General features: G+C 66.4%; 19 protein-coding genes. 6 read left to right on the top strand and 13 right to left on the bottom strand.

Features of this window, described 5'->3' with window-relative positions; translation table 11 throughout:
• Window positions 1–54 precede the first annotated feature (54 nt).
• Together hflC and hflK are read right to left on the bottom strand one after the other, a co-directional pair.
• Window positions 55–918, bottom strand: coding sequence for a protease modulator HflC (hflC, locus tag ACZLHH_RS17490; RefSeq protein ID WP_010482785.1), 864 nt, complete (start codon window positions 916–918; stop codon window positions 55–57).
• Complete coding sequence (hflK, locus tag ACZLHH_RS17495; protein WP_049401370.1) at window positions 915–2,048, bottom strand: FtsH protease activity modulator HflK; 1,134 nt, start codon at window positions 2,046–2,048, stop codon at window positions 915–917. The genes hflC and hflK overlap by 4 nt, the downstream gene beginning before the upstream one ends.
• 153 nt (window positions 2,049–2,201) lie before the next feature.
• Between hflK and ACZLHH_RS17500 the strand changes: the two genes are divergently transcribed.
• Window positions 2,202–3,197 (top strand): YhdH/YhfP family quinone oxidoreductase, encoded by a 996-nt coding sequence (locus ACZLHH_RS17500; RefSeq protein WP_180844195.1) that lies wholly within the window; start codon window positions 2,202–2,204, stop codon window positions 3,195–3,197.
• Window positions 3,198–3,285: 88 nt separating this feature from the next.
• A complete protein-coding gene (gene pilH, locus ACZLHH_RS17505; protein WP_005410644.1) occupies window positions 3,286–3,657 on the top strand; it encodes a twitching motility response regulator PilH in 372 nt (123 codons plus the stop codon).
• Between the two features lie 88 nt (window positions 3,658–3,745).
• Here pilH and ACZLHH_RS17510 read toward each other — a convergent pair whose 3' ends face one another.
• A complete protein-coding gene (locus tag ACZLHH_RS17510; RefSeq protein WP_032127817.1) occupies window positions 3,746–4,639 on the bottom strand; it encodes a DnaJ C-terminal domain-containing protein in 894 nt (297 codons plus the stop codon).
• Window positions 4,640–4,899: 260 nt separating this feature from the next.
• Here ACZLHH_RS17510 and ACZLHH_RS17515 point away from each other — a divergent pair, with 260 nt between their 5' ends.
• Window positions 4,900–5,382 (top strand): peroxiredoxin, encoded by a 483-nt coding sequence (locus ACZLHH_RS17515; protein WP_032127816.1) that lies wholly within the window; start codon window positions 4,900–4,902, stop codon window positions 5,380–5,382.
• Window positions 5,383–5,411: 29 nt separating this feature from the next.
• The gene (locus ACZLHH_RS17520; protein ID WP_049421227.1) at window positions 5,412–5,987 is read left to right on the top strand and encodes a ferritin-like domain-containing protein; all 576 of its coding nucleotides are present in this window, start codon (window positions 5,412–5,414) and stop codon (window positions 5,985–5,987) included.
• 114 nt (window positions 5,988–6,101) lie between these two features.
• Here the strand turns inward: ACZLHH_RS17520 and pbpC are convergent, their stop codons facing one another.
• Both pbpC and ACZLHH_RS17530 read right to left on the bottom strand, forming a co-directional pair.
• Window positions 6,102–8,483, bottom strand: a complete 2,382-nt coding sequence (gene pbpC, locus ACZLHH_RS17525) for a penicillin-binding protein 1C (protein WP_180844194.1) — start codon at window positions 8,481–8,483, stop codon at window positions 6,102–6,104.
• Window positions 8,484–8,547: 64 nt separating this feature from the next.
• Window positions 8,548–13,455, bottom strand: a complete 4,908-nt coding sequence (locus tag ACZLHH_RS17530) for an alpha-2-macroglobulin family protein (protein WP_180844193.1) — start codon at window positions 13,453–13,455, stop codon at window positions 8,548–8,550.
• 503 nt (window positions 13,456–13,958) lie between these two features.
• On the opposite strand from ACZLHH_RS17530, the gene ACZLHH_RS17535 reads away from it, so the two are divergent.
• Complete coding sequence (locus tag ACZLHH_RS17535) at window positions 13,959–14,981, top strand: WD40 repeat domain-containing protein (RefSeq protein WP_049463112.1); 1,023 nt, start codon at window positions 13,959–13,961, stop codon at window positions 14,979–14,981.
• Window positions 14,982–15,177: 196 nt separating this feature from the next.
• Here the strand turns inward: ACZLHH_RS17535 and ACZLHH_RS17540 are convergent, their stop codons facing one another.
• The 7 genes from ACZLHH_RS17540 to prpB all read right to left on the bottom strand — a co-directional run bounded on the left by ACZLHH_RS17540 (window position 15,178) and on the right by prpB (window position 23,466).
• Window positions 15,178–16,638, bottom strand: coding sequence for a bifunctional 2-methylcitrate dehydratase/aconitate hydratase (locus ACZLHH_RS17540; RefSeq protein ID WP_180844192.1), 1,461 nt, complete (start codon window positions 16,636–16,638; stop codon window positions 15,178–15,180).
• A gap of 151 nt (window positions 16,639–16,789) precedes the next feature.
• Window positions 16,790–17,968 (bottom strand): 2-methylaconitate cis-trans isomerase PrpF, encoded by a 1,179-nt coding sequence (gene prpF / locus ACZLHH_RS17545; protein WP_180844191.1) that lies wholly within the window; start codon window positions 17,966–17,968, stop codon window positions 16,790–16,792.
• Between the two features lie 23 nt (window positions 17,969–17,991).
• Complete coding sequence (locus tag ACZLHH_RS17550; protein ID WP_180844190.1) at window positions 17,992–18,318, bottom strand: type II toxin-antitoxin system RelE/ParE family toxin; 327 nt, start codon at window positions 18,316–18,318, stop codon at window positions 17,992–17,994.
• Window positions 18,305–18,562, bottom strand: coding sequence for a type II toxin-antitoxin system ParD family antitoxin (locus tag ACZLHH_RS17555; RefSeq protein ID WP_006384133.1), 258 nt, complete (start codon window positions 18,560–18,562; stop codon window positions 18,305–18,307). The genes ACZLHH_RS17550 and ACZLHH_RS17555 overlap by 14 nt, the downstream gene beginning before the upstream one ends.
• Before the next feature lie 100 nt (window positions 18,563–18,662).
• Window positions 18,663–21,281: a Fe/S-dependent 2-methylisocitrate dehydratase AcnD gene (gene acnD / locus ACZLHH_RS17560; RefSeq protein ID WP_180844189.1), complete on the bottom strand. Its 2,619-nt coding sequence runs from the start codon at window positions 21,279–21,281 to the stop codon at window positions 18,663–18,665.
• Window positions 21,282–21,378: 97 nt separating this feature from the next.
• On the bottom strand, window positions 21,379–22,536 hold the full coding sequence (gene prpC, locus ACZLHH_RS17565) for a bifunctional 2-methylcitrate synthase/citrate synthase (protein ID WP_014038133.1): 1,158 nt from the start codon (window positions 22,534–22,536) through the stop codon (window positions 21,379–21,381).
• 36 nt (window positions 22,537–22,572) lie between these two features.
• Window positions 22,573–23,466, bottom strand: a complete 894-nt coding sequence (gene prpB, locus ACZLHH_RS17570; RefSeq protein WP_180844188.1) for a methylisocitrate lyase — start codon at window positions 23,464–23,466, stop codon at window positions 22,573–22,575.
• A gap of 153 nt (window positions 23,467–23,619) precedes the next feature.
• Between prpB and prpR the strand changes: the two genes are divergently transcribed.
• A complete protein-coding gene (gene prpR, locus ACZLHH_RS17575) occupies window positions 23,620–25,203 on the top strand; it encodes a propionate catabolism operon regulatory protein PrpR (protein WP_180844187.1) in 1,584 nt (527 codons plus the stop codon).
• Window positions 25,204–25,281: 78 nt separating this feature from the next.
• On the opposite strand, the gene ACZLHH_RS17580 is transcribed toward prpR, so the two are convergent.
• The gene (locus ACZLHH_RS17580) at window positions 25,282–25,629 is read right to left on the bottom strand and encodes a YqfO family protein (protein WP_125895329.1); all 348 of its coding nucleotides are present in this window, start codon (window positions 25,627–25,629) and stop codon (window positions 25,282–25,284) included.
• Between the last annotated feature and the right edge of the window lie 5 nt (window positions 25,630–25,634).

The raw sequence follows: 25,634 nt of genomic DNA on the forward strand, positions 1-25,634 counted from the left end.
AAAAGCACGGGGCCCGGCATCTGGCCGGGCCCCGTGGGGTACTGCCCTGCGACCTCAGCGGTCGTTCTTCAGGTACTGCAGGAACGGGTCGTTCTTGTCGAGCACGATCACGCCGTTGCCGTCGGTCATGGAGCCACGGTAGGCCTCCAGGCTGCGGTAGAACGCATAGAACGACGGGTCGGCCGAGCCGGCCTTGCCGTAGATGCGCGCCGCATCGGCATCGCCTTCACCGCGCAGGCGCTGGGCATCACGCTCGGCTTCGGCGATCAGCACGGTGCTGTCACGGTCGGCCTGGGCGCGGATGGTCAGCGACTGCTCCTCGCCCTCCGCACGCAGCTTGGCCGCTTCCTGCTTGCGCTGGGCGCGCATGCGCTCGTACACGTCATTGATCACCTGGCTGTCGGTGGGCAGGTCCACCTGCTTGATGCGCAGGTCGATCATCTGCATGCCGAGGCCGGCCACCGCTTCGTTGATCCCCTTCAGCTGCTCGGCGATCAGCTCGCTGCGGTCGCCGGAGACCAGCTGCTGCAGGGTGCGCGAGTTGATCTGGTTGCGCAGCGAGTCGGTGATGATCGGTGCCAGGCGGGCATTGGCGATGCGCGGATCGCCACCGGTGGCACGGAAGTAGTCACCCACGTTGGAGATGTAGCCGATGGCGAAGAAGTCGACGCTGACGTCCTTCTGCTCGGCGGTGAAGTAACGCGCCGGGGCGGTGTCGAGCACCTGGAAGCGGCGGTCGAAGACCTTCACCGTTTCCACCACCGGCACCTTGAAGTGCAGGCCCGGCTTGATGTCCGAACGCACCACCTTGCCCAGGTTCAGCACCATGGCGGTCTGGTCCTCACGGACCACGTACACCGAGCCAAGCAGGCCCAGCACCACCGCCACGATCACGGCGATCCAGATAGGACTCTTCATCGGCTGCCCTCCTCACGGCCGCTCGGTCGCCCGGTCGGGCGGCCCACCGGCCGGCCCGGATCACGGGAAGCTTCCGCCGCTGCACCCGGCAGCGACGGCATCACCACCTCCGGATTGGTCACTCCCGGCGGCGCCGAGGTGGTGGGACGGGTATCGCCGGTCATCGGCACGTAGATCAGCTGGCGGCCATCGCCACCGATCACCTTGCGGTTCTCGCTCAGCACCTGCTGCACGGTCTCCAGCCACAGGCGCTTGCGGGTCACTTCCGGGGCGTCCTTGTACTGGGCCTGCAACAGGCTGAAGCGCTGCGCGTCACCCTCGGCCTTGGACACCACGGCCTGCTTGTAGCCTTCGGCGGTGGTACGGGCACGCGAGGCCTGGCCTCGGGCTTCCGGCACGACCTTGGCGGCATAGGCCTGGGCTTCGTTGATCAGGCGTTCCTTGACCTGCTGGGCACCGTTGACCTCGTCGAAGGCCGGCTTCACTTCCTCCGGCGGACGGGCGTCCTGCAGGGTCAGGCCAGTCACGGTCAGGCCGGTCTTGAACGCCTTCAGCAGCGCCTGCAGGCGCTCCTCGGCGGCCACGGCCAACGGGCCACGGTTGTTCAGTACCGCGTTGAGGTCGGCACGGCCGACTTCCTCGCGCACCGCGCTCTGCGCCGACTGCTCCAGCACCTGGTTGGCATCGACCGTGCCGAACAGGTACTGCTGCGGGTCGTCGATGCGGTACTGGACGTTCAGCGAGACGTTGACGATGTTCTCGTCGCGGGTCAGCACCGGCACCTGGATCGAGAAGGTCTTGATCTCGGTGGCATTGACCTTGGTGACCGATTCGATCGGCCACGGCAGCTTGAAGTTCGGGCCGGGCTGCAGGATGCGCGAGAACTGGCCGAAGCGCAGCACCACGCCACGCTGCTGTTCGCCGATCAGCTGGAAGCTGGAGAACAGCACCAGCAACACGACAGCCGCCACCACCCAACGCATGATGCCACCGTCGAACAGGTCCTTCAGCGGCCCGGGCAGTCCGCCCCAGCCACCACCATTGCCACCGCCGCGCGACCCGAAGGGCCCGCGTCGATTGTCCTCGGGGCCTTGTCCGCCCTTGTTGCCGCCGGGTGTATTCCAGGCCATGCACGCTCCATCAAGATTTGGGCTGCGGCGCGGGCCCTTCCCGCACCACCAGCCGTGAAACCATCACCGATCATACAAGATGGGGCGGATCGGCAGGATCGAAAGGGGGGCAACGGGGTAAGGTGGCGTTTTCCTCGAAGTCAGGCAACGCCGATGGCCCCCACCACCCCGTTCACCGCCTTCCGCATCGAAAACGACGACGCCGGCTACCGCAGCGGCCTGGCCCAGCTCAATGTCGACGACCTCAACCCCGGCCAGGTACTGATCCGCGCCCACTGGTCTTCAGTCAACTACAAGGATGCCCTGGCCGGCACCGGCAAAGGCAGGATCCTGCGCCGTTTCCCGCTGGTCGGCGGGATCGACGTAGCCGGTACCGTGGTCGCCAGCACCGACCCGGCCTGGCGTGAAGGCGATGCGGTACTGGCCACCGGCTGCGGCCTCAGCGAGACCCGCGATGGCGGCTACAGCCAGTATGTGCGGCTGGAGTCGCGTGCGGTGATCGCCCAGCCGGCCGGACTGACCCCGCGTGAGGCGATGGTGCTGGGCACCGCCGGCTTCACGGCAGCGCTGGCGCTGCTGCGCCTGCAGGACAACCGGCAGACCCCGGAGCTCGGCCCGCTGGCGGTCACCGGCGCCAGCGGCGGTGTGGGCGCGCTGGCGCTGTCCATCTTCAGCCGTGCCGGCTACACCGTGCACGCGGTCAGCGGCAAACCCGAACAGACCGGTTTCCTGCACGACATCGGCGCCAGCGAAGTACTGCCGCGCGAGGCACTGTCCGATACCGGCCCACTGCAGTCGGCCCGCTTCGGCGGGGGCCTCGACAATGCCGGAGGCGACATGCTTGCCAGCCTGCTGGCGCAGACCGTGCCCTACGGCAGCGTGGTCAGTGCCGGCCTCGCGGCCAGCCCGACGCTGGACATGACGGTGATGCCGTTCATCCTGCGCGGCGTGTCACTGCTGGGCGTGTCCTCGGCCAATGCACCGCGCGGGCTGCGCGAAGAAGTGTGGTCGCGGCTGGGCAGTGACTGGAAGCCGCAGCAGCTGGACCGCATCTGCACCGCCGAAGTCGGCCTCGATGGCCTTCCTGCCGTGTTCGAACGGATGCTGGCGGGCGGTTCGCTGGGCCGCACCGTGGTGCGGATCGACTGAACGTCGCAGGCAGGCGACGGACGGCAGATGCGCCCCTCCCGCCAGTAATGGGCCCGCACTACACTGCGGGCATTACATGGGGAACAACATGGCACGCATTCTGATCGTCGACGACTCACCGTCGCAGCTGTTGGGGATACAGCGCATCGTCGAGAAGCTCGGGCACCAGATCCTGACCGCCACCGATGGCGCCGCCGGGGTCGAAACCGCCAAGGCCGAGCTGCCCGACCTGGTCCTGATGGACGTGGTGATGCCCAACCTCAATGGCTTCCAGGCCACCCGCACCCTCGCCCGCGACGAGGCGACCCGGCATATCCCGGTGATCCTGGTGACCACCAAGGACCAGGACACCGACCGCATGTGGGGCATGCGCCAGGGCGCCAAGGCCTACATCACCAAGCCGTTCTCGGAAGACGAGCTGTCCGAGGTGCTGGAACGGGTGTTCGCCGGGCAGGGCTGAGGCACGCGCGGTAGTGCCGGCCGCTGGCCGGCAACCACGCATCACCGTCCCGGGCAATGAAGTTGCCGGCCAGCGGCCGGCACTACCTTCAAATGGTCTCGCCGAAGGCCTTGGCCAGGTTCCGGTACGCCTTCTTCTGCGCCTCGTCAGTCGCGGCCGGGGCCACGATCTCGATCTCGACGATCTGGTCGCCCTCCGGATTGCCTGGCAGCCCACGGCCACGCAGGCGCAGCTTGCGGCCAGCATCGGAATCGGCCGGAATCTTCAATTCCACCGCTCCACCCAGGGTCGGCACGCTGATGCTGGTGCCCAGCGCGGCCTGCCACGGCGTGACCGGCAGCGTGTAGAGGATGTTGCGGCCATCGACCTCGAACTGCGGGTGGGCGGCGTATTCCACTTCCAGCAGGAGGTTGCCGCCATGGTTGCCCTGCCCCGCCAGGCGGATCACCTGGCCCGGGCGGATACCCTTGGGCACGCGCACGTCCAGCTGCTTGCCGTTGACGGTGATGCGCAGGCTGTCGCCGCTGTAGGCCGCTTCCAGCGGAACCGACAGCTTGGCGCGGGTGTCGCGGTTGGGCGCGTGGCCCTGGCTGCTGAAGCCCGGCCCCGGACCAGCGCCACCACCGCCACGCTGGCGCGCGAACAGGCTCTCGAAGAAGTCGCTGAAGCCTCCATTGGGGCCGCCACCGCCGAATACTTCCTCGAAATTGAAACCGCCAGCACCACCATAGTTCGGCGGCACGTTGAACTCCTCGCCCGGGCGATAGCCCTGCGCGCGCAGCTGGTCGTAGGCCGCGCGCTTTTCCGGATCGCGCAGCGCCTCGTAGGCCTCGTTGACCGCCTTGAACTTGTCTTCGGCCCCGGCCTCCTTGCTGACGTCCGGGTGGTACTTGCGTGCCAGCCGGCGGTAGGCGGTCTTGATCTCCGCCTCGCCCGCGCTCGGTTCCACCCCCAGGGTGGCGTAGTAATCCTTGAATTCCATCCAGCTACCTCGATCTGCTTCGGCCGCGCCGGTGGCGCCGCCCCGGGTTCATTCTACGCGCCGGCATGCTACGCCGCCCCTCGTGCGGCCACGGTGAGGCCGACTGATCCTGCGCAATGCGACTGCCATCCCCATGCGCCACGCTGTGGCTGGAAGCCCCCGCCGCAAAGCCTGAAGATGGGGCCTGCACACGGGTTTTCCAATGTCTTGACGCCCCTGTCCCATCCGGCCCACTAGCCTGCCCCAGCAAGGAGTTCCCCATGACCATCCATGTCGGCGACCGCATTCCGGAAGTGACCCTCAAGCGCATCCGCGAGGGCATTGAAACGCTCGATACGCATTCGCTGTTCGACGCACGCAAGGTGGTGCTGTTCGCCGTGCCCGGCGCGTTCACCCCGACCTGCTCGGCGCGCCACCTGCCCGGCTACGTCGAGAAATTCCAGGCGTTCCGCCAGCGCGGCATCGATGTCTACTGCATGGCGGTCAACGACCCGTTCGTGATGAAGGCCTGGGCCGCCGACCAGAGCGTGCCCGACGGCCTGCTGATGCTGTCCGACGGCAATGCCGAACTGACCCGTGCGCTCGGCCTGGAGCTCGACGCCAGCGCCTCGGGCATGGGCATCCGCTCACGCCGTTTCGCCCTGTACGTGGTGGATGGCGTGGTGCGTGCGGCCTGGATCGAGCAGCCCGGCCAGTTCGAAGTGTCTTCGGCCGAATACGTGCTGGAGCACCTGCCAACCTGATCTTCCACCGCAAGAGGAAACGGCCAGCCATGTCCACCAAGCCAGCCAAAGCCGCAAAGCCTGCCGCAAAGGTGCCCGGCATCAGTGACCGCAAGACCCTGCGCGAACGCGCCCGTCGCAATATCGAAGACGGTGCGATCACCGACAGCTACAGCGCCGACCGCAAGGTCGTGATCAAGCTGCTCAACGATGCGTTGGCCACCGAGTACGTATGCGTGCTGCGCTACTACCGGCACTACTTCATGGCCAAGGGCATGCTGGCCGACGCGGTGAAAGCCGAATTCCTCGAACATGCACAGCAGGAACAGGCGCACGCCGGCAAGCTGGCCGAGCGCATCGTCCAGCTCGGCGGCGAGCCGGACTTCAACCCCGACACGCTGACCGCGCGCTCGCATGCCGAGTACAAGGAAGGCAGCGACCTGCGCGACATGGTGCGCGAGAACCTGGTGGCCGAACGCATCGCCATCGACAGCTACCGCGAGATGATCAACTTCATCGGCGACCGCGATACCACCACCAAGCGCATCCTTGAAGAGATACTGGCGCAGGAAGAGGAACACGCCGACGAGTTCGCCGACCTGTTGGATGGGTGGATCGGGGAATGATCTGGTAGATGCCCACCTTGGTGGGCGTCTTTGCCGCGTGCCAACCAAGGTTGGCACCTACCAGAGCACGGCGGTGTCGTTGGCGTTGGGCCGCGCGCCGACCAAGGCCGGCATCTAGCGGAGAACGTTGAACCGCACCTGCGTCCACGCGCCGTCGGTCGCCAGCGCGGTCAGGGTGTGTGCACCCGGCTCGGCGAATTCGCGCTGCATCAACTGCGCGCCGTGGGTCTGTGCGATCCAGCGTCCATCCAGCAACCAGTCCACCACCTGTTCGCTGCCCAGCGCGCGCAGCTGCAGGCGCACGCCATGTTCCGAGTTTGGCGCACGCGCCAGCGTGGCGCCATCATTGAGGCCATCGATGTGCAGGGCCACGCTGGCCTCACGCCCGTCGTCGCGGCAATCCGGCGACAGCGCCGGCAACTGCGAGGCAGCGCGCGTGGCCTTGGGCAGCCACGGTGACAACAACGCCGGCCAGCGCGCGATCTCGCGCGCTACTTCCTCATGTGGATTACGGCAATCGGCCGATACACGCAGTCCGGTCCGCGCGTCGGCCAGGTAACGCTGCCGCCCCGGCTGCCAGCGCCGCGCCTCGCGCTCGGGGAAGGTCGGTGGTGCCGCGCCGTCCAGCAGATAGGCCGACATCCGCCGCTGGCACAGTGCCGTCGGCAGGCCTTCGGCGCGTTCGCCGGTGGGCCAGCAGATGTCTTCCTGGCTGACACTGGCCGGCATCGGTGCAGCAGCCGAATCGCCGCGCTGGCGCGGCAGGCTGTCCACCACTTCGAACATCAGCGGCAGCGCGGTCACCGCGCCGTACTGGCCCGGTAGCGGTGTGCCGTCCGGCCGGCCCACCCACACGCCCACGGTGTAGTGGCGCGTGCTGCCGATCGCCCACGCATCGCGGTACCCGTAACTGGTGCCGGTCTTCCACGCCACGCGCGGGCGTCCACCGACATCGAAGGTGCCGACGCTGTAGCCCGGGCGAGGGTTCGATTCCAGCATCTCGCGCACGATCCAGCTTGCGCCCGGCGAGGCCAGGCGCCGCTCGATCATCGGTTCGTCATCGGTGTAGCGCACGCGCCCGGCGATGCCGTTGCGGTTGAGCGCGGCGAACGCACCGACCAGATCTTCCAGCCGCGCACCGGTGCCGCCCAGAATCAAAGACAGGTTGGGCGTGCTGCCCGGCGGGAAACGCAGCTGGATGCCGGAGTGCGACAGGCGCGCGGCGAAGCGCGCGGCCCCGACCTGCTGCAGCAGGTCCACCGAGGGCACGTTGAGCGACAGGCGCAACGCACTGGACGCGCCGATCGGCCCATTGAAGGCCATGTCGAAATTGCCGGGCCGGTAGCTGCCGAAACTCTGTGGCGCATCAACCAGCAGGCTTTCCGAATGGATCAGGCCATCGTCCAGCGCCATTGCATACAGGAACGGTTTCAGCGTGGAGCCCGGCGAGCGCCAGGCCTGCACCATGTCGACGTGGCCGAGCCGCTGACGGTCTCCGAAGGACAACGTGCCGACATAGGCACGCGCCTGCAGGGTCTGGTTGTCGACTACCAGCAACGCGGCAGAGGTGCGCTCGGGCAGCGTCGAGAAATAGCTGGCCACGCGCTCTTCCAGCGTGCGCTGCAGTCCGATGTCGATGCTGCTCTGGATGCGTGCCTGTCCTGGATGCGCCGAATGCAGGCGCTGCGCAAGCAGCGCGGCGTGCATCGGAGGTCGCAGCGAGCGTGCCACCACGTTCTCGATGCGCGCATCCTGCACTTCCTCCGGCGTCCACGCGCCCAGTTCGGCCATGCGTGACAGCACCTTGTCGCGCGCTTTCTGCGCGGCTTCCGGGTGGCGGTCCGGGCGCAGCCGGCTTGGTGCCTGTGGCAGTACCGCCAGCAACGCGGCCTCGGCATGTGACAGCTGCGCCGCCGGCTTGCCCAGATAGGCCCAGCTGGCCGCTTCCACGCCCTCGATGGTGCCACCGTAGGGCGCGCGCTCCAGATACAGGGCCAGGATCTGCTGCTTGCTCAGATGCACTTCCAGCTGCACCGCGCGCAGCATCTGCTTGAGCTTTCCCCAGGGCGTGCGCGTATGCGGATCGAGGATGCGCGCGACCTGCATGGTCAGGGTCGAGCCACCGGACACAATGCGGCCGCCGCGCAGCAGCTGGCCGCTGGCACGCAGGATGGCCAGCGGGTTGATGCCCGGATGGCGCCAGAACCAGCGGTCCTCGTAGGTCAGCAGCGCCTGCAGGTACAGCGGCGAGACGCTGTCGATCGATGCCGGATAGCGCCACACGCCCTCGGCATCGGCGAACGCACGCAGCGGCGTACCGTCGGCAGCCACCACCAGGGTGCTGGTATCGCGCTGCTTCGGCAGCGGCGGCGGGAAGGCGAAATCCAGCACCAGCAGCAGCGCCAGCGTGGCGGCCGTGCCCCAGCGCAGCCACGGCCACAGCGGCCGCAACCGGCGGCGCAGGGCCGCCAGCCGGATCGACATCGTCTTCTTCATTGCAGCGTGCCGGATTGGAGCTTGCCAGCGGGACGGGCCGCGCCGTCGCGGCCCGTCCGCGCGGTCACGGCTGTACCACCGTGATCGTGGTCGGGTTGCTACGGCCGACGCCACGCAGCTGCGGCCGGTACATGTCCTCCACCAGCGGCGGCGGCACCGAGTAGGTACCCGGGGTCACCGCACGCACCAGATAGAACACGTTGGCCTTGCTGCCACGCGAGAGCTTCAGCGCAGCCACATAGCGGTCGTCGCGGAACTCTTCGTGCTTGGTGTCGGCAGCTTCGCCGCGGTCGCTGATGGTGATGCCATCAACCACCACGTCGGCCCACTGCTTGGCATCGCCCAGGTTGAAGTTCTCGATCTCCAGGCCGGCCGGCAGCAGGTCGGTCAGCAGTGCATCGGGCATCGTGGTGTCGGCGGTGACGGTGACGCGCACGATCAGCGCTTCGCCTTCCTTCAGCGGACGCGGCGACCACGGCTTACCATCGGTGCCGAAGTAGCTGCGCTCAATGCCCAGCACGCTGTTGTCCGGTGCCGGCGCACTGCGCGGGATGCCGGCCACGTCGATGCTGGCGAACATCGGCGGCTGGCCCTGCGGGGTGAAGCGCACGCCACTGGCCAGTTCGCTGGCACTGAAGTTGCGGCCGAACAGCTTGCGCTCACCGATGGCTTCGGTGTTGCCACCAATCACCAGTTCACCGGCCACCAGTGCCTTCTGGTTGGCGGCCAGGGCCTTGCCAAGACGGGCGATGGCCACCTGCTCCTGCGTACTCAGCCACATCCAGCCGGCATTGCGGCGCGCATCCAGGCCTCGGCCGAGGTCAACCGCACGGGCATCCCAGGCCGGCTTGGCCAGCTTGTTCTCGTGCGTCAGCGCGATCATCAGCGCGTCATCACGGATGGCGCTGCCATAGTCGCCGAAGTACGACGGACGTTCGCTGCTGGACTTGGCGAAGGCTGCGGCCAGCGCAGCCTGGCCACGCTTGGCGTCACCCTGCAGCGACAGCGCCACGCCCAGATGGACCAGCGACAGGCCGCCGACCGCCTTGCTGCGCTCGTTGTCGTACAGCGTGCGCAGGGTACCCAGCGGCGCACGGTTGACCCTGGCCAGCACGTAGCCCGAATACGCCTGATTGGCGAACTTCAGCTTCTCGCGGTCGTCCTGGCCGTAGAACTGATTGCCACCGGACAGCAGATCCTCGCTGAGACGGTTGAGCGCCTTCTGCAGCACGTTGTCGGGCACCGCAAAACCGGCGTCCTTGGCATCGAGCAGGAACTCGGTGATGTACGGGGTCAGCCACGGGTTCACGTAGCCGTCGTCACCCCACATCGAGAAGTTGCCGTTGGCCACCTGCATCGACGCCAGGCGACCGAACGCACCTTCCATGCGCTCGCGGCGGGTCTTGGCATCCAGGCCATCGGCACCGAGCATCGACGACGTCGCCTGGTCCAGGATCAGCGCGGCGTAGCCCTTGCTGGTGGTCTGCTCGGCACAGCCGTACGGGTAGTTCAGCGCGGCCTGCAGCGCACTGGCGAACGGGATCGGCGGCAGCGGGCTGACCAGCAGGCGGGCATTCACCGACTCGGACATCAGGCCATCGGTCAGGCTGTTGTCGAGGCTGACCGCGGCCAGCGGATCAAGCGTGCGCACCTGCGAACGCAGCACCTGCGGCCACGCCGCACGCACCGGCAGGTCGTAACGGCGATCGGCCTTGAAGCCGTTGCCGTCCACCCGCACCCGCACCTTGGCCACGCTGTGGCCCTCACGCGCGGACAGCGGGAAACTCAGCGTTGTCTTGGCATCGGCATTCAACTGCACGCTGCGGCTGCCCTCGCCCAGGTTCAGCGGGCCTTCGCTTTCCACCTTCACGTTGAACTGGCCCGGCTTGCCGGTGAAGTTCTGCACGTCCAGGGTCACGGTGCTGCGGTCGCCCGGGGCGAGCACGCGCGGCATGCTGGCTTCGGCCAGGATCGGCGCGCGCACCACGGTTTCCACATCGCGCTTGCCGTACTGGTCATCGCTGTAGACCAGTGCCGACACCCGCAGGGTGCCGTTGAAGTCCGGCACCTTCAGGCGGATGCGGGCGATGCCCTTGGCATCGAGCTGCACCGGGCCGGAGAACAGGTCCACGGTCTGCACGCGCGCAGTCGGGCGCTTGGCCTGCGGCAATGCCTGCAGCGCCATGTCGCCACCGAACTTCAGCTTGCCGGCACCGCCGTCAAAGCTCTCGATCACCCGGCTGTAGATGTCATAGGCATCAATGCCGAGGCGACGCTGGGCGAAGAAGTGCGCACCGGCATCGGGCACCGGGAAGCGGGTGATGTTGAGGATGCCCACGTCCACCGCCGAGACGGTGACGTGCGCCATCTTGCCGGCCAGCTGCGGTGCACTGACCGTCACCGGCAGGTCCTGTTCCGGGCGCATCTGCTTGGGCGCCACCAGGCCGACCGCCACGGTGCGGCCCTTGCGGTCCATCGGCACATGCACCACGCCCACGGCACGCGCCGGGGTGATCTTGCTCGGCGCGCTGCCGCCGCGGAACACCAGTGCGGTGATGTAGACGTCGTGGCGCTCCCAGTCGGCGGTGACCGGAATCTTGAAGGTCGAACCCGGCTTGGCCTCGATGTCCTGCACGTACAGCATGCGGTCGGTCTCGACCATCAGGATGCCCTTGCCGGCATGCGGCGGGGTCACCGTCACCTCCAGCGTGTCACCGGCCTTGTACCCGGTCTTGTCCAGGCCCAGCTTGACCTTGTCCGGGCGCGCGTCCAGGCCGCGGTTGTCATCGCCCCAGCTCCAGCCGGCACGGAACGGGTAGCGGCTGGTCAGGCCGGTGGACGGATCGAACACGTCCACCCGGTACTCGCCCCACTCCACCGGGAAATCGAAGGCGACCGCGCTGCTGCCGGCGTCGACGGTGCGCGTTTCCTTGTTCTCGAAGCGGCGGGTGAAATCGTAGTCCCAGCGGTTGTCGTTGAAGGTCCAGTGGTAGTCGCGCAGCTCGCGCACCAGGGTGATCTTCAGGCCCTTGGCCGGCTGCGGTGTGCCCGCAGCATCCACGCGCATCAGCTCGAAGCGTGCATTGCCGTTGGAGTCGGCGCCATCCTCGGGGTTGAACAGCGGGCGCACGCCGACCAGCGCGTTGGCCGGCCACATCACCCGCTTCAGGGTACGGGTGACCGTGCGGCCACCGGTTTCATACAGGCTGCCGGACAGCACCACGGCGACCGGTGCCTTGGCCTTGGCCGCCTCTTCCGGCAACGCAACGTCCTCACGCAGCTGGCCATTGGCCGGCAGCGTGGTATCGATCACGTCCTTGGCTTCGCGCGGCAGCTGCAGGGTCGGGTCACCGAAGAAGTAGCCCGGCAGGCCCTCGACCGGCTGCTGCTCGGCGGCCACCGCCATGCGCGCGGTGAAACGGTTGCCGTCGGCCGGCGCCCCGTACAGGTAGGCGCCATTGGCCTGCAGGCGCAGGTCCTCACCCGGCTTCAGCGTCTTCTGTGCGCTGTCCAGGTCCAGCTTCATGCGCTCGGGCAGGAACTCCTCGATGCGCAGGGTAATGCCCTGGATCGCTTCCTTGCTCGCCGGGTCGGTGCGGAACTCGACCTGCCAGCGCCCGGTCGGCGCCTCGGCGGGGATCACCTGCTCGAAATTGATGTAGCCCTGCTCGCCCGGCTGCAGGCGGGTCTCGCGGAAGGTCTTGCCGTCGGGCTGCTTCAGGCGCAGGAACACCGGCTGAGCCTTGACCGGCTTGCCATCGTTGTCGCGCAGCAGGGCGGACAGGCGCACGGTTTCGCCCGGGCGATACAGGTCGCGCCCGGACCAGGCATAGACGTCGAACCAGGCATTGTCACGGCCGGCCACGGCGAATTCGCTCAGGTCCAGCGCCGGCTGGTTGAACGGCAGGAAGCTGGTGTCCTTGCCCGTGCTGGCGACCAGCACGTGGGTGGCATCCAGCGTGTAGTTCAGCAGCGCATTGCCGTTGCCGTCGGTGCTGCCCTTCAGCACCACTTCGCCCTTGGCATCCAGCACGCGTAGGTCGATGCCCTTCAGCGGCGCGCCGTCCTTGAGGCCGGCGGTGTGCACGAACAGCTTGTCCTTGTAGGCACGGGTATGCAGGCCGATGTCGCTGACCGAGAAGAACGCGGTATCGAACTCGCCTTCGTAGTCACCGGTGCGCTTGAGCAGGGCGAAGTACAGGCCCGGCTCCTGCAGTTCCTTGATGTCCTGGGTCGGCAGGTAGGTCAGCACCCGCTCGTTCTTCTTGCCCCCCAGGATGAAGCGGTTGACGTAGACCGGCTCGGCCAGCTTGTTGATCGGGCTGCGCTCGTAGTCGCTGCTCAGCTCCCAGCTGCCGCGGCGGCCGCCGCGCTGGTACTGGCTGAAGAAGGTCGGCAGGTCCTTCTCGCGCACGCGCAGGAATTCGACGTCAACCTCGGGCACGTTCACCGAGACCACCGGCAGGCCACGGCTGTCCTTGGCCGGCAACACGCTGCCCTGCGAGGCGAAACCGACCACCGGCTTCAGCTCGCCGCTGAACACCTTCTGCTTCAGTTCCTTGCCCAGGCGGCTGCCATCGGCGGCCAGCAGGTCCGGCGAGACCACCAGGCTGAACTCCTTGCCAGCCTCGACGAACGGGTAACGCAGGGTCAGGCCGTCATCGGACAGCGTCCAGCTGCTGTCGTCGGTGCCGACCTTCTCTTCGAAGCGCACCAGCTTGTCGAAATCCTGGGTGCCGACCAGTGGGCGCGAGAACTCCAGCGCCAGCGACAGGCCGTCATTCTTCTGGTCCGGGTAGGCACGCAGCAGGGTGAACTCCTTCACCTGCTCGGCCCGGGTGGTGATCGCTTCACCGCTGGCCTTGGGCAGCTGCCCGCTGTCGTTGCGGCAACCGGCCAGGCCCAGCAACAGGCCTCCTGCCAGTACAGCCGCCGCCCATCCCCACCGCTTCCGCCGTGCCGGACCGCTCATGTCGTCACTCCTTGATCGAGGCGGCCATTATAGGCAGGCCGCGTCAAGGTGTTGACGCGAATTCGGCAATTGCCCGGGGCGGGTAGTGCCGGCCGCTGGCCGGCAGGACCGGTAGCCGCCAACCTCGGTTGGCGATAGCCGTGGCAACCAAGGTTGGCACCTACCCAAGCGCCCCTCCCCCGCCGCGCCAGGCACAGGCCGATGCCGGCAACCTGTCTGGCTTGGGATCGGGCGCTCCCCCAATCGTGGCGCGCAATGTCCCGGCGGAGAGAAGGCCGAAGTCGCCCCAAAGTGACGGGTTCAACCCTCGATTGAGCGACTTCCCAATCGGCCTTCAATCGCCGCTGTAGCATCGGCATCAGGCCTTCTGAACAGCAGTGAACATTGCAATGACACGAGTACGCATGATTCAGGATCCAGCGACCGGTAAGGTCTGGGGTACGCGATGTGACCGAGGTACTGTCGAAGTCACCTCCGGAAGCCCCGGGAAGCTGAAGTCACAGTTGAAAGACTTCCCGAGTCCCGACGAGGCACTGAAATGGGCCATCAAACAGGAGTGGTCGCGGCTGAAAAAGGGCTTCGTACTCGTGAACCCTGCTGCTGCCGCAGGCGAACCCTGCATGCATCGTTACATTGGCGGGGGGTACACGGGAGCCCTGATGATTGCGGGTTGCAATGGGAAGCTGGCGACCAATCAGCACCAGGACGAAGACACGCATGGTGCGGCAACCGACATGTTGCTGCTCATTGGTGAAGACGCTGAGATCATCCATGGTTGGCGATCAAGCAAGACGGACCTTGCCTGGTCGGCACTACCTACGGATGACCGGACAGGATTCCTGATTCGATTCGACTCTGGAATCTACCTTTGGACTTCAGATGGCAGTCCTCCCCAGCGGATCAGCGATGCATCCGTACTGTCATCGCCCTTCCTGACAAGGTCCAACGGGCATGCCGCATGGCATGACGGTGAGCAGGTAACGGTAATGAGACTCGACGATGGAAGGCACATCATGCAGCTGGCGCGCTCCCCTGCGATGGTTGGCGGGCATTCCGAGCAGATGATGGGCACGCTCTCAGCGGATGCCACGATGCTTGCCTGCTGTGCCAATCCGGGTGAGATCGAGTACATCGATGTCGCCCAGGCCAAGACCGTGCGCCGACATCAGGCTGATTTTGAAATGATCGTCAAGATGGAGTGGAGCGCGGATGGGCGCTGGTTGTTGGCGTTGGAAGAGTATGGACGGTGGCGCCTGCTGTGCCTGGACGCGGCAACAGGCGAATCCCGCCCCGGGTGGCCGGAGTTCGCTGACATGACACGAACTGACTTTGCACTGGATAGCGATAGCAAGCGACTCGCCATCCTGCACCGTGGACATATTGCCCTTCATGACTTCACGGATATGAGGGAAATTCGACGCTTTCCCGTCGATCATGTGGTGCGTACCGCGCATATTGCATGGACGGGAGACAATGCCATTTCGGTACGCACCGACTATGGATGCCTTTCCACATATGCGATCTGATCCGGCTTAGTCTATCGCTATCGCGGGATTACACTATCTCTGAGGAACCTCTGCAGACTGCAGCGTGGACCAAAGCATCCCGGTAGATGCCAACCCTGGTTGGCGTCGGCCGTGCCAACCAAGGTTGGCACCTACCAAAGCAGGTGCAGCCACGTGCCCGGCGAGCAGGCGTGGTGTCAGATCCACCAAAGCGTTGCTACACCGGCAGGTACAGGTCCACGTAGTCGGTCACCGGCATTGCCGCCAGGGCCACCGGGTCCAGCGATGCGGCCAGGATGCGCTGCTGCTGGCTGGTCGGGAAGCGGTGGGCCAGGTGCCGGCGGAATTTGTCCATCAGCAGTGGAATGCCCTCCTCACGTCGGCGCGCGTGGCCCAGCGGGTATTCCACCAGTACCTCGGGCAGCTCGGTGCCATCGGTGAAGCGCACGCTCAGGCCGTTGGCGATGCTGCGCTTTTCCGGGTCCAGGTAATCGGCGCTGAGCTGCGGATCCTCGTGGCAGGCCATCTTTGCGCGCAGCGCGTCGATGCGCGGATCGGCGGCGACGTCGTCCTCATAGTCCTCGGCCACCAGCCGCCCATGCAGCAGCGCGATGGCGATCATGTACTGCACGCAGTGGTCGCGGTCGGCCGGATTGTGCAGTGGGCCCCTCTTGTCGATGATGCGGATGCAGGCTTCCTGGGTGCGGATGGCGATGTGCGCGATATCCTCGACCTGCCGCCCCATCGCGCGCAATTGCTGGTGCAGCGCGATCGCTGCCTCCACCGCAGTCTGGCCGTGGAACTCGGCCGGGTAGCTGATCTTGAACAGCACGTTCTCCATCACATAGCTGCCCAGCGGCCGCTCCAGCGTCAGTGCCTGTCCATGCATGGACACAGCCTCGAAGCCCCAGGTCGGTGCACTGAGCACGCTCGGATAGCCCATTTCACCCGTTGCCGCGATCAGCGCCAGGCGTACGCCACGGCTGGTGGCATCGCCGGCGGCCCAGCTCTTGCGCGAACCGGTGTTGGGCGCGTGCCGGTAGGTCCGCAGCGCCTGGCCATCGACCCAGGCCAGCGACACTGCATTGAGCATGCGTTCGCGATCCAGCCCGAGCAGCTGCGCCACCACAGCGGTGGTGGCGACCTTGACCAGCACCACATGGTCCAGCCCGACCCGGTTGAACGAATTCTTCAGCGCCAACACGCCCTGAATCTCATGCGCCTTGATCATCGCCAGCAGCACGTCCTGCACGGTCGGCGGCGGGCGGCGCAGGGCCTGCGCGTTGCGACCCAGCCAATCGCAGACGGCAAGGATGCCGCCCAGGTTGTCCGACGGATGGCCCCATTCGGCGGCCAGCCAGGTGTCGTTGAAATCGAGCCAGCGCACCATCGCGCCCAGATTGAACGCCGCCTGCACCGGGTCCAGCACGTAGTGGGTGCCCGGAACGCGCGCGCCGTTGACCACGCTGATGCCTGGCACCAGTGGCCCGAGCAGCTTGCTGCAGGCCGGGAAGGACAGTGCTTCCAGCCCGCAGCCCAGCGTATCAAGCAGGCAGTGGTGCGCGGTCTGGAACGCCAGCGGTGAGTCGATACGGGCGTCGCGCACGTAATCGACGATGTCCACCAGCAGCGCATCCCACGCTGCACGCTCGTTGGATGGGGTGTGGCTGTCAGACATCGTCGATCTCCTCTTCAGAAAGCAGGTCAGGCCGCGCCTCCCGGTAGTCGCCAACCGTGGTTGGCGCTGGACATTGCCCGGGCGGTGCCAATGCCATGCCAACCAAGGTTGGCATCTACCGAAGCATGTGATGCCAGCGCCGACCGGCTGGTTACTCGGCCGGCACCCGCACCTTGCCTTCCATCAGCACACGGGCGCTGCGGCTCATGATGGCCTTGGTCACCGTCCACTGTCCGTCAACGAACCCGGCCTGCGCACCCACGCGCAACGTGCCGGAGGGGTGACCAAAGGTCACCGCTTCGCGTTCGCCGCCGCCGGCCGCACGATTGACCAGCGTGCCCGGAATCGCCGCGGCGGTACCAATCGCCACGGCGGCGGTGCCCATCATCGCGTGGTGCAGCTTACCCATCGACAACGCACGTGCGTGCAGATCGATGGCAGACGCCGGGATTGCCTTGCCACTGGACGACACATAGTCCTGCGCCGGCGCCACGAAGGCCACCTTCGGCGTGTGCTGGCGGGTTGCTGCGTCTTCAAGTTTCGAGATCAGGCCCATGCGCAGCGCGCCATGTGCGCGGATGGTCTCGAATTTCTGCAGTGCGGCCTTGTCCTCATTGATCGCCGGCTGCAGCTCGGTGCCGGTGTAGCCGAGGTCGGCGGCGTTGAGGAAGATGGTCGGGATTCCCGCGGTGATCATCGTCACCTCGAAACTGCCCACGCCGGGGACATCGAGGGTGTCGACCAGGTTGCCGGTCGGGAACATCGCGCCCGCATCGCCGTCATCGGACGGATCGATGAATTCCAGCTGGATCTCGGCGGCCGGGAAGGTCACGCCATCCAGCTCGAAATCGCCGATCTCCTGTACTTCGCCATCGCGCATCGGCACGTGCGCGATGATGGTCTTGCCGATGTTGGCCTGCCAGATGCGCACGGTGCACAGGCCATCGCGCGGCACGCGGGCCGGATCGATCAGACCATTGGCAATCGCGAACGGACCCACCGCAGTGCTGAGATTGCCGCAGTTGCCGCTCCAGTCGACGAAGGCGGTGTCGATCGACACCTGGCCATACAGGTAGTCCACGTCGTGGTCAGGCACCGAAGCGGTGGAAATGATCACGCACTTGCTGGTACTGGAGGTGGCGCCGCCCATGCCGTCGGTCTGCTTGCCATACGGATCGGGCGAGCCGATCACGCGCATCAGCAGCGCATCGCGTGCGGCGCCCGGCACCTGCGCGGCTTCGGGAAGATCCTGCAGGCGGAAGAACACGCCCTTGCTGGTGCCGCCGCGCATGTAGGTAGCGGGAATACGGAGTTGCGGAAGAAAATTCATCGTCGGATCCAAGCGTTTGGATTTCAGGAAATGTCTTGCATCAGTGCGTCAAGGCCACGATCAACGCACCACACCCGCATGACGTCCACGCGGTCCGGTAGATCGAGGTAATAGACGAGGTAGCGTTCGAAGCCAGGAACCAGCATGAAGCGCAAAGGCACCGGCAGCTGTGCTGCAAGATCGGCGTGCCGGATGGAACCCGAGCATGGAAACACCGCGATGCGTTGAAGCGTGGCCTCCAACTCGGCGAGAAAGCGCCGACCCAGTACCAGGCCACCCTGCCTTGCGAACCACAGCGCGGCATCGGCTACGTCGGCTTCGGCCCGGGGCCTCCATTCAATCGCCTTCACGCTCCATCCTTTCGGTCAGTTCGCGACGCATCCGCTCGAATGTGGCCGCTGTCACCGGAACGGCAGGTCCCGACGCCAGCCCCTCGGCAATCAGCTGCTTGAGCAGCTCTTCAGCCTTGCTGCGCTGACGCTGGCGGATCAGGTCACGCACATAATCCGACGTACTGGAGTAGCCGCCTTCGCGCACTTCCTCGTCCACAAACTGCTTGAGCGGATCGGTCAGCGAAATGTTCATGGTGGCCATGAAACTCTCCTTTGGCAGTTTTTGCCAAGTCAGTGTGCGCCCTGCCCTGGTGTCGGACAAGCCCGCCCCCGGCCTCCGGGGGCAGGCATTCAGTCCGGCATCACGCCACCTTGGCGCCTTCCAGGAAGTCCTGGGCGAAGCGCTGCAGCACGCCGCCGGCTTCGTAGATCGCCACTTCCTCGTCGCTGTCCAGGCGGCAGGTGACCGGCACGATCACGTCCTGGCCGTCGCGGCGGTGGATGACCAGGGTCAGGTCAGCGCGCGGGGTGCGCTCGCCGATCACGTCGAAGGTCTCGGTGCCATCGATGCCCAGGGTCAGGCGGGTGGTGCCCGGCTTGAACTCCAGCGGCAGCACGCCCATGCCGATCAGGTTGGTACGGTGAATCCGTTCGAAGCCTTCGGCCGCGATCGCCTCCACGCCAGCCAGGCGCACGCCCTTGGCGGCCCAGTCGCGCGAGCTGCCCTGCCCGTAGTCGGCACCGGCAATGATGATCAGCGGCTGCTTGCGGTCCATGTAGGTCTCGATCGCTTCCCACATGCGCATCACCTTGCCTTCCGGCTCCACTCGCGCCAGCGAACCCTGCTTCACGCTGCCGTCGTCGTTGCGCACCATCTCGTTGAACAGCTTCGGGTTGGCGAAGGTGGCGCGCTGCGCGGTCAGGTGGTCACCGCGGTGGGTGGCGTAGGAATTGAAGTCCTCTTCCGGCAGGCCCATCTTCGCCAGGTACTCACCGGCGGCACTGGACGCCAGGATCGCGTTGGACGGCGACAGGTGGTCGGTGGTGATGTTGTCCGGCAGCACCGCCAGCGCGCGCATGCCAGACAGCGTGCGCTCACCGGCCAGTGCGCCCTCCCAGTACGGCGGACGGCGGATGTAGGTGCTCTGCGGGCGCCAGTCGTACAGCGGGCTGACCGCCGCACCGTGCTCCACGCGCACGTTGAACATCGGGTTGTAGACGCGGCGGAACTGCTCCGGCTTCACCGAGGCCTTCACCACCGCGTCGATCTCGGCGTCGCTCGGCCAGATGTCCTTCAGGCGCACCTCGTTGCCGTCGGTGTCCACGCCCAGCACGTCCTTCTCGATATCGAAGCGCACGGTGCCGGCGATGGCATAGGCGATCACCAGCGGCGGCGAAGCCAGGAAGGCCTGCTTCGCATACGGGTGGATGCGGCCATCGAAGTTGCGGTTGCCCGACAGCACGGCGGTGGAATACAGGTCACGGTCGATGATCTCCTGCTGGATCTTCGGGTCCAGCGCACCGCTCATGCCGTTGCAGGTGGTGCAGGCGAAGGCGACGATGCCGAAGCCGAGCTGCTCCAGGTCCGGCATCAGGCCGGACTCTTCCAGGTACAACTGCACGGCCTTGGAACCCGGCGCCAGCGACGACTTCACCCACGGCTTGCGCTGCAGGCCACGCGCGTTGGCGTTGCGCGCCAGCAGTGCAGCGGCGATCACGTTGCGCGGGTTGGAGGTATTGGTGCAGCTGGTGATGGCGGCGATGATCACCGCGCCATCGGGCATCAGGCCCTGCGCCTGTTCGGCTCTGCCCGCTTCCAGCTTGGCTTCGTCGGCAATGCCGCGCTCGGCCAGCTCGGCGGTCGCCACGCGCTTGTGCGGGTTGGACGGGCCGGCCATGTTGCGCACCACGCTGGACAGATCGAAGCGCAGCACGCGCTCGTACTGCGCGGTGGCCAGATCATCGGCCCACAGGCCGGTGGTGCGGGCATAGTTCTCCACCAGCGCCACCTGCGATTCCTCGCGGCCGGTCAGGCGCAGGTAATCGATGGTCTGCCCGTCGATGTAGAACATCGCGGCGGTCGCACCGTATTCGGGGCACATGTTGGAGATGGTGGCGCGGTCACCGATGGTCAGTGCCGCGGCACCCTCGCCGAAGAATTCAAGCCACGCACCGACCACGCGTTCCTTGCGCAGGAACTCGGTCAGGGCCAGCACCACATCGGTGGCGGTGATGCCCGGCTGCGGGCGGCCACTCAGTTCGACACCGACGGTGTCGGGCAGGCGCATCCAGGACGCGCGGCCCAGCATCACGTTCTCCGCTTCCAGGCCGCCAACACCAATCGCGATCACGCCCAGCGCATCCACGTGTGGGGTGTGGCTGTCGGTGCCCACGCAGGTATCCGGGAAGGCCACGCCGTCCTGCACGTAGACCACCGGCGACATCTTCTCCAGGTTGATCTGGTGCATGATGCCGTTGCCCGGCGGAATCACGTCCACGTTCTCGAAGGCCAGCTTGGTCCAGTCGATGAAGTGGAAACGGTCTTCGTTGCGGCGATCTTCGATGGCGCGGTTCTTCTCGAACGCCTGCGGATCGAAACCACCGCACTCCACCGCCAGCGAGTGATCGACGATCAGCTGCACCGGCACCACCGGATTCACCTTGGCCGGGTCGCCACCCTTGTCAGCGATCGCATCACGCAGGCCAGCCAGGTCCACCAGCGCGGTCTGGCCGAGGATGTCGTGGCAGACCACGCGCGCCGGGAACCACGGGAAGTCGAGGTCGCGGCGGCGCTCGATCAGCTGCTTCAGCGAATCGCTGAGCGTGGCCGGATCGCAGCGACGCACCAGGTTCTCGGCCAGCACGCGCGAGGTGTACGGCAGGGTGGCATAGGCGCCAGGCTGGATCGCATCGACAGCGGCGCGCGCGTCGAAATAGTCCAGCGTGCTGCCGGGGAGGTTCTTGCGGTAATCGGTATTCATGGGCTGGCGGAGTGCTTGAGGCGGGCCGGGTGCCGGCGGTGCGGCGGCGAAAGCATCCGGCCGGCATGGGGCCGGCCGGATGGGTACAGCAGGTGGATCAGACGCGCTTGTCGATGGCGACGAAGTCGCGGTCTTCCGGACCGATGTAGTTGGCGCTCGGGCGGATGATCTTGCCGTCGATGCGCTGCTCGACGATGTGCGCGCTCCAGCCGGCGGTGCGGGCGATCACGAACAGCGGGGTGAACATCGCGGTCGGCACGCCCATCATGTGGTAGCTGACGGCACTGAACCAGTCCAGGTTCGGGAACATCTTCTTGATGTCCCACATCACCGATTCCAGGCGCTCGGCGATGTCGTACATCTTCATGCTGGACTGTTCTTCGGACAGCTCGCGGGCCACGTCCTTGATCACCTTGTTGCGCGGATCGGAGACGGTGTAGACCGGGTGGCCGAAACCGATCACCACTTCCTTGCGCTCGACGCGGGCCTTGATGTCTTCCTCGGCTTCATCCGGGTTGTCGTAGCGCTTCTGCACTTCGAACGCCACTTCGTTGGCGCCGCCGTGCTTCGGGCCGCGCAGCGCGCCGATGCCACCGCAGATCGCGCTGTACATGTCGCTGCCGGTACCGGCGATGACGCGGCAGGTGAAGGTCGAGGCGTTGAACTCGTGCTCGGCGTACAGGATCAGCGAGGTGTGCATCGCCTTCACCCACGATTCCTGCGGCTTCTCGCCGTGCAGCAGGTGCAGGAAGTGGCCACCGATCGAGTCATCGTCGGTTTCCACGTCGATGGCGCGGCCGTTGTGGCTCCAGTGGTACCAGTACAGCAGCATCGAACCGAGGCAGGCCATCAGCTTGTCGGCGATGTCGCGCGCGCCCGGATGGTTGTGGTCATCCTTCTCCGGCGCCACGCAGCCGAGCACGGACACGCCGGTGCGCATCACGTCCATCGGGTGCGCCGACGGCGGCAGTTCTTCCAGCGCCGCCTTCACCGCGGCCGGGATGCCACGCAGCGACTTCAGCTTGGCCTTGTACGAAACCAGCTCGGCGCGGGTCGGCAGCTTGCCGTGCACCAGCAGGTAGGCGATTTCCTCGAACTCGCTGGTGTTGGCCAGGTCCAGGATGTCGTAGCCACGGTAGTGCAGATCGTTGCCACTACGGCCCACGCTGCACAGCGCGGTGTTGCCGGCGGCGGTGCCGGACAGGGCGACGGACTTCTTCGGCTTGAAGGTCGGGGTTGCGGTCGTATCGTTCATGTTTCCCTCCGAAAACTTGATGGTGCAGGGTACTGCTTATTTCTTGGCGGCGAACAGTGCATCGAGCTGCTGCTCGAACGCGTGGTAGCCGATGCGGTCGTAGAGTTCTTCGCGGGTCTGCATGGTCTCAACCACATTGCGCTGGTGGCCATCGCGGCGCACCGCCTGGTAGACGTTCTCGGCAGCCTTGTTGGCCGCACGGAACGCAGACAGCGGGAACAGCTGGATGGCGACGCCGGCCGATGCCAGTTCATCACGGCTGAACAGCGGGGTGGCACCGAATTCGGTGATGTTGGCCAGCACCGGTACCTTCACCGCGTCGACGAAGCGGCGGTAGGTGTCCAGGTCGTAGGCGGCCTCGGCAAAGATGCCATCGGCACCGGCCTCGACACAGGCGATGGCGCGCTCGATGGCCTTGTCCACGCCGTCCACCTGGATGGCGTCGGTGCGCGCGATCAGGAAGAAGTCCGGATCGGTCTTGGCATCGGCGGCCGCCTTCACGCGGTCGACCATTTCACCCTGCGAGACGATCTCCTTGCCGGGGCGGTGACCGCAGCGCTTGGCGCCGACCTGGTCCTCGATGTGGCAGGCGGCCGCGCCGGCCTTGATCAGCGACTTCACGGTGCGCGCGATGTTGAACGCGCTCGGGCCGAAGCCGGTGTCGATGTCGACCATCAGCGGCAGGTCGCTGACATCGGTGATGCGGCGCACGTCCACCAGCACGTCTTCCAGGGTATTGATGCCCAGGTCCGGCAGGCCCAGCGAGCCTGCGGCAACGCCGCCGCCGGACAGGTAGATGGCACGGAAGCCGGCGCGCTTGGCCAGCAGGGCGTGGTTGGCGTTGATCGCGCCGATCACCTGTAGCGGCGACTCGGCAGCCAGCGCCTCACGGAAACGGGCACCGGCGGAGAAAGAGGCGGAAGCAGTCATGCGGCAATCCAGGTTGAAGAACGGATGGGTAGGCGCAAGCACCATGCCAAGCTGCAAGCGATTGATTTCACGGGGATGACCGACACGCAACCGCGAAACAAATGAAACATTGAAACGGATGTATCATGAAACACCCCATCTGAACCCGCCGCCATGTACCTGCCCCGCTCGCCCCTGCGCCATGCCGATGCCGACCCCGGCCGACCGGTGATCTGGACGGTCAGCGTCTCGCGACTGACCGGCCTGCTCGGCGACGTCATTCCCGAGTTCGACCGCCGCGCGCGCATCGAGCAGATCAACCTCGGCTTCGAGGAAGCGGTGGAGGTGATCGGCCAGCGCCTGCGCCGCGAGCATTGCGATGTGGTGATTGCCGGCGGCTCCAACGCCGCCTGGCTGCGTGGCCGGTTGGAGCTGCCACTGGTGCCGATCCAGGCCAACGGCTTCGACCTGATGGAAGCACTGGCCCGTGCCCGCCGCATCGCCAGCCGCATCGGCCTGGTCACCCACGCCAGCGACGTGCCGGTGTTCAGCAACTTCCAGCAGAGTTTCGGCCTGGATATCGAGCATCGGCGTTTCGTCACCCGCGAGGATGCGCGCGACTGCATCGCCGATCTGCGCGCCAACGGCATCGAAGTGATCGTCGGCACCGGCATGGCCATCGACCACGCCGAACAGGCCGGCCTGCCCGGGGTGCTGCTGTACTCCGCCGACTCGGTGCGGCAGGCGTTCGAACATGCGCTGGAACTGACCCAGACCCTGGCACGTTCCAGTGGCAATCGGCCTAGCCCACGTCGGCGCCCGGCAGCGCGCGCCGATGCGCATGAACTGCTCGGCGACAGCGACGCGATGACGCAGGTGCGCGCGCAGATCGCGCTGTACGCCCCACATGACAGCACCGTACTGGTCAGCGGCGAAACCGGCACCGGCAAGGAACTGGTGGCGCGCCAGCTGCACGCCGCCAGCGGCCGTCGTGGACGCTTCGTGGCACTGAACTGCGGCGCGATCAGCGAATCGCTGCTTGAGGCGGAACTGTTCGGCTACAGCGATGGCGCCTTCACCGGCGCACGCCGTGGTGGCCGTGTCGGCCTGGTCGAAGCCGCAGACGGCGGGACGCTGTTCTTGGACGAAATCGGCGAACTGCCGCTACCGCTGCAGACCCGCCTGCTGCGCGTGCTGGAAGAACGCGAGGTACTGCGCGTGGGCGCCACCGAACCGACCCCGGTGGACCTGCGCGTGGTGGCCGCCACCCTGCAGTCGCTGGAGCAGCGCGCAGCAACCGGCAGCTTCCGTCGCGACTTGTATTACCGCTTGGCCGCACTGCGCATTGCCCTGCCGCCGCTGCGCGCGCGGCGCAGTGATATCCCGCTGCTGGCGCAGCACTTCTTCCGCCAGCTGCGTGGCATCGATGCGCCACTGGATGAGGATGCGCTGGCGGTGCTGACCGCCGCCAGTTGGCCAGGCAACGTGCGTGAGCTGCGTAATCTGGTGGATCGGCTGCGCATCCACTGGCAGCCCGGTGAAGGGCTGATTGATGCTGCGCGACTGCTGCAGCTGGCACCCGAACTGGTGAATGAGGGCGCTGTAGCATTGCCGGTGGAAAGCAACGGGAAGCGCCCGCCGCGTGCGCAGCTGGAGACGCTGCTGCAGGAACATCGCAATGATCGCGAGGGGATGGCGCAGGCGCTGGGCGTCTCACGCACCACGCTGTGGCGCTGGCTGCGCGCGGAGGGGTTGTAACCACTCGTTGCCTGGTGGGTGCGAACCTTGGTTCGCACCGCTCTTCCGTCAAGCATCTCATCCACGCATGGCGTGGATCTACCTGGCCAGCAGCAGCTCGATTTCCTCCACCTGCACCACCGGCACCTGCCACGGGTGATGCGGCACGATGCCCTGTTCGAAGATGCGCTGCAGCCGCTGCGGATTCCGAGGCAGGCAGAATTCCAGGCGCACGCTGTCGACCACTTCGGTGCGGCCCGCCTCACCCTGCACGGGCGACGCACCCACGCGCGGGCGGAACTGCTCGAACCCCGGCGCCGACCACCACATCCCGTGCTCGTAGTCGCCGGCCGCCAGCGCGTCCACCGCGAGGATGCCCTGCTTCACTGCATCCAGTGCTGCCGACGGCACGAACACCACCACACGGTACAGCGGCAGGCGTTGCATCAGGT

The organism is Stenotrophomonas sp. 28608_Sma (assembly GCF_056486185.1).

Bases quoted from the DNA above. Each gene is read 5' to 3' on its own strand.
- prpB (WP_180844188.1), bottom strand. From the start codon at position 23,466: ATGACTGCTTCCGCCTCTTTCTCCGCCGGTGCCCGTTTCCGTGAGGCG.
- ACZLHH_RS17540 (WP_180844192.1), bottom strand. From the start codon at position 16,638: ATGTCTGACAGCCACACCCCATCCAACGAGCGTGCAGCGTGGGATGCG.
- ACZLHH_RS17555 (WP_006384133.1), bottom strand. From the start codon at position 18,562: ATGGCCACCATGAACATTTCGCTGACCGATCCGCTCAAGCAGTTTGTG.
- hflK (WP_049401370.1), bottom strand. From the start codon at position 2,048: ATGGCCTGGAATACACCCGGCGGCAACAAGGGCGGACAAGGCCCCGAG.
- ACZLHH_RS17520 (WP_049421227.1), top strand. From the start codon at position 5,412: ATGTCCACCAAGCCAGCCAAAGCCGCAAAGCCTGCCGCAAAGGTGCCC.
- ACZLHH_RS17580 (WP_125895329.1), bottom strand. From the start codon at position 25,629: ATGCAACGCCTGCCGCTGTACCGTGTGGTGGTGTTCGTGCCGTCGGCA.
- hflC (WP_010482785.1), bottom strand. From the start codon at position 918: ATGAAGAGTCCTATCTGGATCGCCGTGATCGTGGCGGTGGTGCTGGGC.
- ACZLHH_RS17515 (WP_032127816.1), top strand. From the start codon at position 4,900: ATGACCATCCATGTCGGCGACCGCATTCCGGAAGTGACCCTCAAGCGC.
- prpR (WP_180844187.1), top strand. From the start codon at position 23,620: ATGTACCTGCCCCGCTCGCCCCTGCGCCATGCCGATGCCGACCCCGGC.
- ACZLHH_RS17530 (WP_180844193.1), bottom strand. From the start codon at position 13,455: ATGAGCGGTCCGGCACGGCGGAAGCGGTGGGGATGGGCGGCGGCTGTA.
- pilH (WP_005410644.1), top strand. From the start codon at position 3,286: ATGGCACGCATTCTGATCGTCGACGACTCACCGTCGCAGCTGTTGGGG.
- ACZLHH_RS17500 (WP_180844195.1), top strand. From the start codon at position 2,202: ATGGCCCCCACCACCCCGTTCACCGCCTTCCGCATCGAAAACGACGAC.
- acnD (WP_180844189.1), bottom strand. From the start codon at position 21,281: ATGAATACCGATTACCGCAAGAACCTCCCCGGCAGCACGCTGGACTAT.
- prpF (WP_180844191.1), bottom strand. From the start codon at position 17,968: ATGAATTTTCTTCCGCAACTCCGTATTCCCGCTACCTACATGCGCGGC.
- prpC (WP_014038133.1), bottom strand. From the start codon at position 22,536: ATGAACGATACGACCGCAACCCCGACCTTCAAGCCGAAGAAGTCCGTC.
- ACZLHH_RS17510 (WP_032127817.1), bottom strand. From the start codon at position 4,639: ATGGAATTCAAGGATTACTACGCCACCCTGGGGGTGGAACCGAGCGCG.
- pbpC (WP_180844194.1), bottom strand. From the start codon at position 8,483: ATGAAGAAGACGATGTCGATCCGGCTGGCGGCCCTGCGCCGCCGGTTG.